Consider the following 14,273-nt stretch of genomic DNA (forward strand, 5'->3'; position numbering starts at 1 on the left):
TATACTGTCGTAATAATATTCTTTCAAATTATAATAAGTATTACCCTTTTTCCCTTGCAATAAAAACACCGTTGGATTATTCGTACCGTAGTCAACAGCTACCCAATATCTTTCGCATTCCGGTATTTCCGTAAGAATATGTTTGCTTTCATCAAACATATCATAAATGACGCCCTTGGCAAGTACCCATAAACCAAGAATAAACCTCTTATACCAAAGGCCTGTATACTGTTGTTTTATCTGAAGATGGATATAAACGAAGTTATCGACTGCAACAAGTTAATAGAAGAAATTTTTTCTCTTTTAATGATGCATAAAGATCTGGGATAGTTGAATATTGTTTTCGCTAATGAAACTTCTCAATTGTGTTAAAAGTAATATTTTTAGAAACTTCTTTCTTCTGTGGTTTATATTTTTAATCTTTGCCAAGAAAAAGTATGAAATATTAATCTAAAAATACACAAAATATTTTTCATTCAACTTAGATAAGCCCTCAAAACTGAGGGCTTCAATTTACTCTTCATTTTCTATTCTTGCAGTAGAAACAACCCTGTCACCATCATCCAGCTTCATAAGAGTTACACCTCTCGTGTCTCTGTGCATCTTAGATATTTCAGACACCTTCATTCTTATAAGAATTCCATTTGCAGAAATTATCATAAACTCATCTTCCGGATTTACCGACCTTATAGATACTAATTTACCGGTTTTTTCACTAAGTCTTATTGCAATTATTCCTTTTCCCGCTCTTGTTTGAAGCCTGTATTCCTCTAAATCAGTTCTTTTTCCAAATCCTTTTTCTGTAACTACCAAAATTTCGCTACCCGGGTGAACAAGGTCCATTTCTACCACTTCATCATCTTCTCTCAAGGAAATAGCTATTACACCCTTTGCCACCCTTCCCATAGGCCTTATGTCTTTTTCATTGAACCTTATAGCATAGCCTTTAGCAGTTCCTATAATTATTTCTCTTTCTCCATTTGTCAATTTTGTATTTATAAGCTCGTCATTCTCCTCCAATGTAATAGCTATTATACCATTCCTTTTAATCGACTTGAATTCTTCTATAGAAGTCTTTTTTATTATGCCTTTTTTAGTACACATAACAACATATTTAATATCTTGAGACTTTTTAAGAGGAATAACCGCTGTGACTTTTTCTCCTTGACCTATCTGTATGAGATTGACAATAGCTGTGCCTTTTGCCTGCCTTCCTGTTTCAGGAATATCTATAGTTCTTAAACTATATACCTTCCCTTTGTTTGTAAAGAACAACAATCTGTCATGAGTTGTAGTAATAAAAATATCCCGTACAAAGTCATCTTCTCTTGTTGATATACCTAATATGCCCTTTCCCCCACGTTTTTGCGCCTTATAAGTATCAAGAGGCATTCTCTTTATATATCCATAGTGAGTCATTGTCACAACTACATCTTCCAATTGAACTAAATCCTCTAAATCTAGCTCTTCTTCTTTTGCCACAATGTTTGTCTTTCTCGGAGTAGCGTATTTATCTTTTATTTCTAAAAGCTCTTTTTTAATTATTTCCAGTACTTTTCTTTCATCTGCCAAAATTCCTTTTAATTCTTTTATCTTTTCCATTAACTCTTTAAGCTCATCTTCTACTTTTTGCCTTTCAAGCCCCGTCAGTCTTCCTAATCTCATATCAACTATCGCTTGTGCTTGTTTTTCGCTCAATCCAAACTTGTCCATTAAATTTTGCTTAGCAATTGCTTCTGTCTTTGAACTTCTTATTATGTTTATAACTTCATCAATGTGGTCAAGAGCAATTTTTAGCCCTTCTAAAATATGTGCTCTTTCTTCCGCTTTTCTTAAGTCAAACTTAGTCCTTCTCGTTACAACATCCGCTTGATGATCTACATACTTTTCTATAATTTGCTTGAGGTTTAATATCTTAGGCTCCCCGTCTACAAGAGCCAACATTATAGCTCCAAAGGTCTGCTGCATTTGCGTGTGCATGTAAAGTTTATTAAGTATCACCTTTGGATTGACATCTTTTTTTAGTTCTATTACAACTTTCATTCCATTTCTATCAGATTCATCTCTCAAATCAGAAATTCCTTCTATGTGCTTTTCGCGAACTAGCTCAGCAATTTTTTCAATTAACTTAGCTTTAAGCACCATATAAGGAATTTCAGTAATTACAATTCTCGTCTTACCGTGGTGTTCTTCAATTTCTGCCTTTGCTCTAACGACAATTTTGCCTCTTCCTGTCTCATAAGTCTCTTTTATACCGTCTCTTCCTAAAATTACTCCTCCTGTAGGAAAGTCAGGTCCTTTTATATATTTCATTAGTTCATCTACTGAAATATAAGGATTGTCTATATAAGCGATAATTCCGTCTATGACTTCTCCTAAATTGTGAGGAGGAATATTGGTAGCCATACCTACGGCAATTCCTTGAGACCCGTTAACTAAAAGATTAGGAAATCTTGAAGGAAGCACTACCGGTTCTTTTAATGTTTCGTCAAAGTTTGGCACAAAATCTACTGTTTCTTTATTTATATCCGTAAGCATTTCAAGGGCAATTTTTGAAAGCCTCGCTTCTGTATACCTCATGGCAGCTGGGGGGTCTCCATCTATGCTTCCAAAGTTTCCATGCCCATCTATCAAAGTTTCTCTCATTGAAAAATCCTGTGCTAGTCTCACTAAAGTATCATAAACAGCCGCATCACCATGAGGATGATATTTCCCTAAAACTTCACCAACAACTGCAACACTTTTTTTATATGGCTTATCAGGAGTTAATCCTAACTCATTCATAGCATAAAGAATTCTTCTATGAACTGGTTTTAAACCATCTCTTACATCTGGCAATGCCCTTCCAACAATTACACTCATTGCATAATCTATATAAGATTTTTTCATTTCATCTTCAATATCTACTGGAATTACTTTATCTTCGCTCATCTATTCCACCTCTTATATGTCTAAATTTCTTACTGTTTTTGCATATCTTTCTATAAATTCTCTTCTTGGCTCGACTTTGTCTCCCATTAAAATAGTAAAAATTTCATCTGCGGCTATTGCATCCTCTAATGTAACTTTAAGAATTGTCCTTTTCTCTGGATCCATAGTTGTATCCCACAATTGGTCAGCATTCATTTCTCCAAGACCTTTATACCTTTGAACAGTATAATTTTCCCTTCCAATCTCATTTAAAATCCTGTCTAATTCTTTATCAGAGTAAGCATAATATACCTTTTTACCTTTTGTAATTTTATACAAAGGCGGTTGAGCAATGTACACATTTCCATTTTCGATTAAAGGTCTCATAAACCTATAGAAAAACGTTAAAAGCAACGTCCTAATATGACTTCCATCTACATCCGCATCTGTCATTATGACTACTTTGTGGTATCTTAATTTACTTATATCAAATTCATCTCCTATTCCAGTACCTAAAGCAGTTATCATTGCTCTTATCTCTTCATTAGAGAGTATCTTGTCAAGTCTCGCCTTTTCCACATTTAAAATTTTCCCTCGTAGTGGAAGTATCGCTTGAAATCTACTATTTCTACCTGTTTTAGCAGAACCTCCAGCAGAATCACCTTCTACCAAGAAAAGCTCACACTTAGAAGGGTCTTTTTCCGAACAGTCAGCAAGTTTTCCCGGTAAAGTAGTATTTTCAAGTGCAGATTTTCTTCTAGTGAGTTCTCTGGCTTTTCTCGCTGCTTCTCTCGCCCTTGCAGCTTGTGTAGCCTTTTCTACTATTACTTTTGCAACCGAGGGATTTTCTTCTAAAAAAGCCGATAGTTTCTCTATCACTACATTTTCTACAATAGACCTCATTTCAGAATTTCCTAATTTTGTTTTAGTCTGGCCTTCAAACTGTGGGTTTTTTAACTTTACACTTACAATAGCAGTCAAGCCCTCTCTTACATCTTCACCCTGCAAATTTTTCTCGTTATCTTTTATAATTCCGTATTTTCTAGCATAGTCATTGATAACTTTAGTAAGAGCACTTTTAAATCCAACAAGATGAGTACCACCTTCTCTAGTATCAATATTATTGGCAAAACTAAAAATATTTTCAGTATACGTATCATTATACTGCATGCAAACCTCTACTTCATAATCAGTGTTTTTTGCTTCCATGTATATAGGTTCCTCATGTAAAACTTCTTTATTTCTATTGAGATATTTCACAAAAGATATAATTCCACCTTCGTAGTTAAAGACCTCTTCCTTTCCGTCTCTTTCATCTATAAGCCTGATATTTATACCTTTATTTAAAAAAGCTAATTCTCTTAATCTTTGAGCTAATACATCATAATTGAATACAGTTTCCTCAAAAATTTCTTTATCTGGCTTAAAAGTAATAGTCGTACCCGTCTCTTCTGTTTCCCCAATAATCTCTAAATCAGTTTTTGGTACTCCTCTTTCATATGTTTGCCTGAAAATTTTCCCACGCTGTTTTACAACAACTTCCAATTTTTCAGATAATGCATTTACAACAGAAACACCTACTCCGTGTAATCCTCCAGATACTTTGTAAGCATCATTATTAAATTTTCCACCTGCGTGTAACATCGTTAAAGCTACTTCTACAGCCGGTTTTCCAACTTTTGGGTGTATATCTGTAGGTATACCTCTCCCGTCGTCTTCAACCGTTATGGAATTATCTTTGTGTATAGTAACTACTATATTTTTGCAATACCCTGCCAATGCTTCATCTATACTATTATCTACTACCTCGTATACAAGGTGATGCAATCCCCTGCTGCCAGTAGAACCTATATACATTCCTGGCCTCTTTCTTACGGCTTCTAAACCCTCTAATATTTGAATTTGACTCGCAGTATAAGTTTCATCCTTTGCCATATTCACAACCTCCGCAAATTTATCCAACAGTTTTATTTTATCATTATTTTAAAAATTGCTCAATTCAAAATATTTCCCGAAAAATTTCCCGGGAAATGAGATAATTTTATTTTTATTATTACCTATAATATAATAATACTTAACACATGTACCTATAATATAATATACTTAAATTGGAGGGAATTCAATGGCTACCTCTGAAGATTTTTTAAAACTTGACATAAGAATATACAAATTGCTGACTTCGTATCCGATGTTTTAGGAGTAGATGATGAAGAAGGAAATATAGTATTGTTTCAACCAGAAAGAAGAGTAAAAATAGGAAATAAAATTTACTAGAAGGTGGTAAATAGTGAAATTTTTAAGTGTCAACTTAGGTAAACTTGTGAACATATCTTGTAAGATAACAGGAAAAGGTGGAACATCTTTACCTGGAAAAATAGCGCTTAAATCTGATTCTCGATTAATAAAAAAGTTAATTGAACCTCTAAAAGAAAGCAAAGTGATGATAACAGGTACAAATGGCAAAACTACAACTTCTGGATTAATAGCCCATATTTTGAATACCGCTGGAAAAAGTGTTGTACATAATAAAGAAGGAGCAAATATGAAAACAGGAATTGCAACTGCTTTAATAAAAAGCAGCGATTTTTTAGGAAATTTAAAAAAAGAAGCAGCCGTTTTTGAGGTAGACGAAGCAAACATGCCAATTGTAATTGAAGATATAAATCCTAATATAGTAATAATAACTAACTTTTTTAGAGACCAATTAGACAGATACGGAGAATTAGATATAACAGTAGAAAAAGTAAAAAACGCCCTTTTAAAACTGCCACAAGAATCTATAATATTACTAAATGCTGATGAACCTTTTACAGCTTCAATAGGAGATGAGATAAAATCAAAAGTCTTTTACTATGGAATTGATGACAACATTGAAGGAATTAACTCATCTTCTTTTGAACAAAAATACTGTCCTATTTGTGGCCACAAATACGAATATAGAAGAATATATTACGGGCAACTGGGAGACTATTACTGCCCCAATTGTGGCAAAAAGCGACCAAATCCTCATTTTAAAGCTACTAATATATTTTTAAATGAAGATGGAATAAATTTTAATCTATACTATAAAGATAAAATCTTTACATTTAAAAGTAGATTAATAGGCATATACAACGTTTATAATTTATTAGCAGCTATATCTGCTAGCATTTTGTTGAACATAGACTTTAACACTATATCAAAAGCAACAGAAAACTATTGGCCAATAGAAGGAAGATTGCAAAAAACTAAAATAAAAAACAAAAAAGCTATAATAAATTTAATTAAAAACCCTATTGGTTTTGAAAGCACCTTAAATATGCTATCTCAATTTAATAAACCTTTAAACCTTTTAATCTCTATAAATGATAACTACGCGGATGGAAGAGATGTATCTTGGTTGTGGGACGTAAACCTAGAAGACTTTTTATCAAAAACAAAGGTAAATTATATAATAACTTCTGGTTTAAGAGCTGAAGACATGGCAGTAAGACTCAAATATGCAAATTTTGATATTAATAAAATAAAAGTTATAAACTCTGTAGATAAAGCTCTTGATACAATATCTGAACTAACTAAGGAAGAATTAATAGCAGTACTTCCCAATTATACATCTCTTTATGATGTAAATAAATACTTAAACTCATAGGAGGAAAAAGAATGAAACTTGTCATTGGCCATATGTATCCAGACTTATTAAATTTATATGGAGACTTAGGAAATATTTTGACATTAAAAAGAAGAAGTGAATGGCGAAACATTGAAACCGAAGTAAAATCAATTACGGTAGATTCAAATACGAATTTTACTGATATAGATATACTTTTTTTAGGAGGCGGATCTGATAGAGAACAAAAAATTGTAAGCGACGACTTGACAATCAAAAAGGGTAAAAATCTTAAATCAGCTATTGAAGACGGTTTGACTGTATTAGGTATATGTGGTGGATACCAACTTTTAGGAAATTATTATCAAACCTCAAAAGGTGAGAAAATAGAAGGCGTTGGTGTATTAGATATGTGGACTGTTGCTGGTACCAAAAGGATGATAGGAAATGTAGTAATCGATGCGAATATAAATGAAAAAAACTTTAAAATGGTGGGCTTTGAAAATCACTCTGGGAAAACATATCTTGGAAAATCTAGTCCTTTAGGGAAAGTAATAATTGGAAGGGGAAATAACGGAGAAGATAAAACAGAAGGATGTATTTATAAAAATGTGTATGGAACATACCTTCATGGGCCAGTACTTCCTAAAAATCCTGAATTTGCAGATATTTTAATTGAAACTGCTTTAAAGAGAAAATATGGCAAAGTAGAATTAACTCCTTTGGACGATTCTTTAGAACAGCAAGCTAAACAATCTTTGATAGAAAGATTTGTAAAAAATAGAGGCCCCTAGGCTCTATTTTTTACAATATAACTTCGCATTTTTCCTTATCAACTTTTTTCCCATTTATTTTTACTTCTTCAATTTCATCAAAATTTTTCAACACAAATTTATATTTCTTTACTCCCTTCTCATATCCCGAGTGAATCCTATCAAATTTTATATCTATTTTTCCCCCTTGATATTTAAAGCCTATTTCAAAGAGGTTATAAATCCCTTTAGTATAATCAAAGGACTTTCCATCATCTTCATAATGAAGATAATGCCCTTCTTCTCCCTTATAAATCTCTATTATTATCTCTTTTATCTCTTTTTCTCCAACAAAGGATTGAGGTTGTTGCTTTAATAATATTCCTCCTTTTTTTACAAAAAGAGGTACTATATCTATGGGAGCATCCACAAGATAATAGCTTTCTCCTTTAAATTCTTTCCCTGTCCAATAATCATACCATATACCCTTCGGCAAATACACTTCTCTTTTTTCTTTAGAAGGTAAGTATATAGGTGCAACCAATAAATTATCTCCTAACAGAAATTCGTCGTATATTTTATGAGTGTTTTCATCATCTTGATATTCAAAAACCAATGGTCTCATAATAGGATAGCCTTTTTGAGATGCAATGTAAAACAAATCATATAAGTAAGGCAAAAGTTCATATCTCATTTTTATATATTTTCGAGAAATATCCTCCGCTTTTTTGCCAAAAGACCAAGGTTCTTGATCTTTAGTCCCTATCGCAGAGTGAACCCTTAAAAAAGGAGTAAAGATAGCCGCTTCTATCCACCTTATAAAAAGTTCTTCATTGCAATCTCCTTCAAATCCCCCCACATCTGCTCCTGCAAACGGTTGTCCAGAAAGCCCAATATTTATAAGCATTGGCATCATCATAAGAAGGTGTTCGTACAAACTTTTGTTATCACCTGTCCACATTGCTGCATATCTTTGTATGCCTGAAAAACCAGCTCTTGTCAACACAAAAGGCCTTTCATTAGGTTTTATTCTTAGTAAACCATCTCTTGTTGCCATTGCCATGTAATTTGCATAAACGTTATGGGCTTCTTTGTGAAGTATCTTTTCTCCATCTAAAATATGAATATTATCCTCTGGCATAGTTTTAGTAGGAGTTTCAAATACGGCTGGCTCATTCATATCATTCCATATACCATCAATTCCATCCTTTATAAATTCTCTGTGCTTTTCACCCCACCAATATCTTACTTCTTCCTGTAAAAAGTCAGGAAAACAAGCTTCCCCTGGCCATACTTTTCCAACGTAGGTTATACCATATTTATCCTTTACAAAATAACCCTTTTCAATTCCTTCTCTGTAAACATGGTAGTCGTAATCCCTCTTAACTCCTGGATCTACAATCGTCACTACTTTAAATCCCATTTCTTTAAGCTGCTTTAGCATTTCTTTATAATTTTTAAATGTATCTTTATTCCATGTGAAAACTCTATATCCTTCCATGTAATCTATATCGAGATATATCACGTCACAAGGAATATCTTTTTCTCTAAAAGTTTTTGCAATCTTGAGTACTCTCTCTTGCGGAGTATAACTATATCTGCTTTGTTGATAACCTAATACCCATAATGGCGGCAGGCTCATTCTTCCTGTAAGATATGTATAATTTTCCACAACCTCTTTTATGTCTTGTCCGTATATAAAGTAGTAGTTCATCTGGCCGCCATATGCTCCAAAAAAGTAATATTCTTGGCTTTCCTGTCCATATCAAAAAAAGACCTAAAGCTATTGTCTAAAAATATTCCATAAGTGTGATAATCGTTCATTCCTATGAAAAAAGGGTAAGACTCATATAAAAGTTTTGTAGTCTGGTTATGAGTCATAAACTCATCTGTATTCCACATCTCTAACCTTTCGCCTTTTTTGTCGAGATATCCTGCTTTTTCTCCAAAACCGTAAAAATGGTCTTCTCTTAACTTTTTATAGCATCTAACATCTGTTTCACTAAATTTTACTCCTCCCTTGTAATCCTCATTAATTATACTTTCATTTTTATCTAAGAAACTCACAGAAAGGTCATTTTTGTCTATTTTTACTTTTAAAGAATTAGTTTCAATTAATATACTTTCTAATTCTTCTTTTAAAGTGAACTTAGGAATATCGTATTCTTTTCTTTCTATAGCAATTGTATCTTTCCTTTTTTCTTCTTTATCACTTACAAAAACGTTAATAATTTTATCGCTTAATACCCTAAGCTCCAGCTTTCTTTTTTCATTTCTTACAATAATTCCTTCTGATGTTTTTATCAATTTGATACCTCCCTATGCATCTATTTTTTGTGTTCTTTTTATAAGGGTAAAAGCAGAAATTGGTGATAAATAAATAACACTTCTCTTATCCCTTTCTGTGATTATAAAAGACTTTGGCTTTTCACTAGAAATTCTTACAATAAACCCTTCTTCCTCTGCTATTTTTAAAAACTGTAAAGTTGCCTCCGAAGTAGTTACAACATCCATGTCAAAAATAGCTATAATGTCTTTGTCAGAGACTACCACATTGCCGCCTAAATGGACATACATTTTTTGACCCCCTACTCCTTAATAACAACTCCATTAGATATCTTAAAATAACAATCTCCTTTTAAATCTCTTTTTGTAGTATGGGTTATAAAAGTCTGAAAACCTTTTAATTTCTCTAAGACATACTTTTTTCTATTTTCATCTAATTCTGACATTACATCATCCAAAAGCAGTACTGGTTTTTCATTAGTCGCCTTTTTTAAAATTTCAAACTCTGATAATTTAAGGCACAAAGCCGCTGTTCGCTGTTGACCTTGAGAAGAATACACTCTTGAATCATAGCCGTTTATAATAATTTTAAAATCTTCCCTATGGGGACCAACTTGTGTTGTAAGATACTTTAAATCCAAATCTATATTCTTTGATAATTTTTCTTTCAATCTTTTTTTTACTGTCTCTTCATCTGAAGCATCTTTCAGTCCCACACTATTTAAGTAGACAATTTCCGCTTTTTCATTGGAAATTTCAAGTAAAAATTTTTTTATATTAATTTCTAGGTTTTTTAAATAATTTTGTCTCACCATAATTATTTTTGCCCCGTATTCTACTAATTGGTCATCAAAAATTTCCAATATATTTTTACTTTTTCCTTCTTTTTATGTTTTTTAATAGTTTATTTCTATTCATTAGTATTTTGTTATATTGCATGAGGTTATAGAGATAATTCTTTTCAATAATAGATATACAAGAGTCTAAATATTTTCTGCGATGGGAAGGTCCTTCTTTTATTATATTTAAATCTTCAGGAGAAAAAATGACTGTCAAAAGTTGCCCTAAAAGTTCGGAAATCGACTTTATTTTATTGCTATTTACTTTAATAACTTTATTACCATCTTTTTTATATCCAACTCTATTTTTTATCGTTATTTTCTTGACAAATTATTGCTTTTACATAAAAATAATTTTCTCCAAATCTTACTAGCTCTGTACTTTTACTCCCTCTAAAAGACCTTCCCATGCTTAAAAGTCTAATACTTTCTAATAAATTGCTCTTCCCTTGTGCATTTAAACCATAAAATATATTTATTCCTTCGCAAAATTCTATTCTTTGCTTTTCTAAGTTTCTAAAATTGTCGACAAATAACTCCTTCACATACAAGTTAAATTCCTCACTTTATGATATAAGTTTTTCCCTCTACTTCAATTATATCATTTTTGCGAAGTTTTTTACCTCTTTTTAATTCTATTGCGCCGTTTACTTTTACTTTTCCTTCTAAAATAAATTGCTTTGCTTGTCCCCCAGTCTCGCATATTTTCATATATTTTAAAAATTGCCCCAAGGTAATATATTCCGTCTCTATAGGAACTTCTATCATGAAAAAACACCTCTTGATTTTTAATTGAGCTTTACAGGAAGTATCATATAAAGATAATCTTTGCTTCCTATAGGTTTTATTATTAACGGATTTATACTATTTATGAAATAGAGCGTTATTTCTTCTTCATCGATGGCTCTTAAAGAGTCTAGTAAATATCTGGAATTAAAAGCAATCTCAAGAAACATTCCTTTTACATTAACTTCTATCTTTTCTACCATCTTTCCCTTTTCAGAATTGGAAGAGACAGTAATAAATTTATCACCTATTTCGAACTTAATCAAATTATTTTTGCTTTCTGCAATTAGTGAAGCTCTTTCAATACTTTCAGTTAAAACTTCCCTTTTAACTACCACTTCAGTCTTATAATCCTTTGGCAGAACAGCATTGTAGTTTATAAAGCTTCCTTCTAAAAGCCTTGATATTACCTTTGTATTTTCAATTTGGAATAGCACTTGATTAGCAGTATGGTATATATCTATTTCTGTTTCCTCATCTTCTAAGATTTTATATATCTCTTCCAAAGTTTTACCTGGAATTACTATAGAATATTTCTCTATACCTTCTTCAAAAAATTTTTCCTCACTTTGATAAGTGTATATGGCCATTCTGAATCCATCTAAAGCCACTGCTTTTATTTCATTTGGAAATACTTCAAATAAAACACCTGTCAAAATCGGTCTTGTTTGCTCGTGGGCAATGCAAAAGACTGTCTTTTTTATTAAATCCTTCAGAATATTTTTGGTCAATTTAAAAGAGTTTTCCTTTGATACTTGAGGAATTTCGGGAAACTCTACAGCATCACTTCCTGCAATAGTGAAATTTATACTATCGCAGATCACATTTACTGTATTTTGAGAATCACTTTCTATTTTTACATCCTCTTCAGGCAATTTTCGGACTAATTCTGAGAAAATTTTTGCAGGTACTACTATTTCCCCTTCTTCTTCTACCATGGCAGGAATTTGGCATTCTATTCCTATATCCAGGTCGGTTCCTGAAAATTTAACTTGATCTTTTAAAGCTGTGATTTTTATTCCTTGGAGAATGGGAAGTGTGGTACGGGAGGATACCCCCCTTATTGCAATATTTACTCCTTCAAATAATGAATTTTTGTCACACACAAATTTCATTTTTTTCACTCCTGTTTTCAAGAATATTTTTTTTGAGTTAGAACATATAATAAATAAAATAAGCATTTTAGTAGTCGTAATAATAGAAAGTGTTAGTATGTTAGTAATTGCTTATAAGCAAAGAAAGAGTCGATAATTGTTTGTTGATAATTTCTGAGTAACAAGTTGAATTTATTAACAGTATTCACAAATAAAAAATTTTAAAACATATAAACAGGGTTATCCCTGTTTATATGTTAATAACCTTTTATTCTCTTTTTTAATTCTTCAATCTGTCTTGAAAGAAGTTCGTCTTCTTTTATTTCATTAGAAATTTTTTCATAAGCATGTATTACAGTTGTATGGTCTTTTCCAAATTCTTCTCCTATCTTGGGAAGCGATAAATCTGTCAACTCTCTTGCTAAGTACATAGCAATTTGCCGTGGGTAAGCTATGTTTTTTGTCCTTTTGCGGGACCTAAAATCTTCTAATTTTATGTTATAATACCTACAAACTTCTTCTTGGATGAGTTTTACAGTTATTTCTCTTGTTTTATTAGATACAATTTCTTTTAAGGCTTGTTTAGCTAATTCTAGATCAATATTTGCTTTTGTAAGATTTGAAAAAGCTACAATTCTTATTAGTGCTCCTTCTAATTCTCTTATGTTTGATTGAATTTTTTCTGCCACATAGGCTAAAACTTCGTCGGGGATATTTAGATTTTCTGTTTGAGCTTTTTTCTTAAGTATTGCAATTCTCGTTTCATAATCTGGTGGCTGTATATCAGCGATTAAACCCATTCAAACCTTGACCTTAGTCTTTCCTCTAAAGTTGGAATTTCTTTTGGAGGCCTGTCACTGGAAATAACTATTTGTTTGTTTGCTTCATAAAGAGTGTTAAAGGTATGAAAAAATTCTTCTTGAGTTCGTTCTTTTTTCGCTATAAATTGAATATCATCTATTAGAAGGACGTCAATATTTCTGTACTTGTTTCTAAATTCTTCATTTTTGTCGTCTTTTATGGAGTTAACCAACTCATTTGTAAACGTTTCTGATGTAACGTACATTATTTTGTAGCCACTTTGGTGTTTATTAATAAAGTGTCCTATTGCATGCATTAAGTGGGTTTTACCTAGACCCACTCCTCCGTAGATAAATAAAGGATTGTATGCTTTTGCTGGAGCTTGAGCTACTGCAAGGCATGCAGCGTGAGCAAGCTTATTGCTGTTTCCAACAACAAAGGTGTCGAAAGTATATTTTGGATTTAGAGTAGAAAGAGTAGTGGATTCAGTTGAGTTTTCTTTTTCAATAGATTCTTTAATTTCTCTGTATTCTTCTTCGTCTTCTGATAATATTTTAATCTCGTATAACTTGTTTGAAGCTTTTGAAGCTGCATCATAAATAATATTTATATATCTTCCGTTTATTATATTTTTTGTAAAGGTATTGGGAGTACTTAAAAATAACACATTATCAATGATTGCTAGTGGTTTTATGTGGACTAACCAAGTATTGTAGCTGGTGGGGGTGAGTTCACTTTTTATAACCTCCACTATCCTCTCCCATATTTGACGATGATCTCCATACATTGTATGACCTCCTAAGCCCATCAATAAAATGTGGATAACTTATTTAAAGGGGTGGCATAATATATTATCGGTATAATTTAATTGTTAATAAGTTTAATTTAATTTTGTGGATTTTTTGGTTTGATAATTATTATATAAGTCTATTTGCACATATTGTTGATAAGTTATGTTTTGATAAAAAAAACGGATAAAAAAATTAAAATACCCGTATTATAAATGTAATGAATAAAGAAACTAACATGTAAATAACAACTTATCCACAAATTTATCAACAACCTGTGAATAAGTTGTTATTTTTGTGGCTACAATTTATTTAAGTTATCAACAGTTTAATTTTATAATAACAAATTATCAACAGATTATCAATAAGAAAAATAATTTTGTCTACAGTTTAATGTAGATAATTTTTAAGTTGTTGATAATTTTTTATTT

At 31.7% G+C, this 14,273-nt stretch carries 7 protein-coding genes and 3 pseudogenes; 2 read left to right on the forward strand and 8 right to left on the reverse strand.

The window, feature by feature from the left end:
* Positions 1–513: 513 nt before the first annotated feature.
* Both gyrA and gyrB read right to left on the reverse strand, forming a co-directional pair.
* Complete coding sequence (gene gyrA / locus JCM7501_RS13205) at positions 514–2,931, reverse strand: DNA gyrase subunit A (protein WP_028992530.1); 2,418 nt, start codon at positions 2,929–2,931, stop codon at positions 514–516.
* A 12-nt stretch (positions 2,932–2,943) separates the two neighbouring features.
* Positions 2,944–4,845, reverse strand: a complete 1,902-nt coding sequence (gene gyrB, locus JCM7501_RS13210) for a DNA topoisomerase (ATP-hydrolyzing) subunit B (protein ID WP_028992529.1) — start codon at positions 4,843–4,845, stop codon at positions 2,944–2,946.
* A gap of 352 nt (positions 4,846–5,197) precedes the next feature.
* On the opposite strand from gyrB, the gene JCM7501_RS11410 reads away from it, so the two are divergent.
* Together JCM7501_RS11410 and JCM7501_RS11415 are read left to right on the forward strand one after the other, a co-directional pair.
* A complete protein-coding gene (locus JCM7501_RS11410) occupies positions 5,198–6,538 on the forward strand; it encodes a Mur ligase family protein (protein ID WP_028992528.1) in 1,341 nt (446 codons plus the stop codon).
* A gap of 11 nt (positions 6,539–6,549) precedes the next feature.
* Positions 6,550–7,290, forward strand: coding sequence for a type 1 glutamine amidotransferase (locus tag JCM7501_RS11415; RefSeq protein ID WP_054644878.1), 741 nt, complete (start codon positions 6,550–6,552; stop codon positions 7,288–7,290).
* 10 nt (positions 7,291–7,300) lie between these two features.
* Here the strand turns inward: JCM7501_RS11415 and JCM7501_RS11420 are convergent.
* The 6 genes and pseudogenes from JCM7501_RS11420 to dnaA form a co-directional block, all read right to left on the reverse strand.
* Positions 7,301–9,555: pseudogene (locus JCM7501_RS11420) on the reverse strand (glycoside hydrolase family 31 protein).
* A gap of 12 nt (positions 9,556–9,567) precedes the next feature.
* A complete protein-coding gene (gene remB / locus JCM7501_RS11425) occupies positions 9,568–9,825 on the reverse strand; it encodes an extracellular matrix regulator RemB (protein ID WP_012994188.1) in 258 nt (85 codons plus the stop codon).
* Between the two features lie 11 nt (positions 9,826–9,836).
* A pseudogene (gene recF / locus JCM7501_RS11430) lies at positions 9,837–10,924 on the reverse strand (DNA replication/repair protein RecF).
* 10 nt (positions 10,925–10,934) lie between these two features.
* Positions 10,935–11,141 (reverse strand): S4 domain-containing protein YaaA, encoded by a 207-nt coding sequence (yaaA, locus tag JCM7501_RS11435; protein ID WP_012994186.1) that lies wholly within the window; start codon positions 11,139–11,141, stop codon positions 10,935–10,937.
* A gap of 20 nt (positions 11,142–11,161) precedes the next feature.
* Entirely contained in the window at positions 11,162–12,274 is a 1,113-nt protein-coding gene (gene dnaN / locus JCM7501_RS11440; protein WP_013149479.1) for a DNA polymerase III subunit beta, read from the reverse strand.
* Between the two features lie 236 nt (positions 12,275–12,510).
* Positions 12,511–13,841, reverse strand: a pseudogene (dnaA, locus tag JCM7501_RS11445) (chromosomal replication initiator protein DnaA).
* Positions 13,842–14,273: the final 432 nt, after the last annotated feature.

This window comes from Thermoanaerobacter thermocopriae JCM 7501, assembly GCF_001310975.1.
GTDB lineage: Bacteria > Bacillota > Thermoanaerobacteria > Thermoanaerobacterales > Thermoanaerobacteraceae > Thermoanaerobacter > Thermoanaerobacter thermocopriae.

Excerpts from the sequence above, each read along its gene's own strand:
- gyrA (WP_028992530.1), bottom strand. The coding sequence starts at position 2,931 with ATGAGCGAAGATAAAGTAATTCCAGTAGATATTGAAGATGAAATGAAA.
- gyrB (WP_028992529.1), bottom strand. The coding sequence starts at position 4,845 with ATGGCAAAGGATGAAACTTATACTGCGAGTCAAATTCAAATATTAGAG.
- JCM7501_RS11415 (WP_054644878.1), top strand. The coding sequence starts at position 6,550 with ATGAAACTTGTCATTGGCCATATGTATCCAGACTTATTAAATTTATAT.
- remB (WP_012994188.1), bottom strand. The coding sequence starts at position 9,825 with ATGTATGTCCATTTAGGCGGCAATGTGGTAGTCTCTGACAAAGACATT.
- yaaA (WP_012994186.1), bottom strand. The coding sequence starts at position 11,141 with ATGATAGAAGTTCCTATAGAGACGGAATATATTACCTTGGGGCAATTT.
- dnaN (WP_013149479.1), bottom strand. The coding sequence starts at position 12,274 with ATGAAATTTGTGTGTGACAAAAATTCATTATTTGAAGGAGTAAATATT.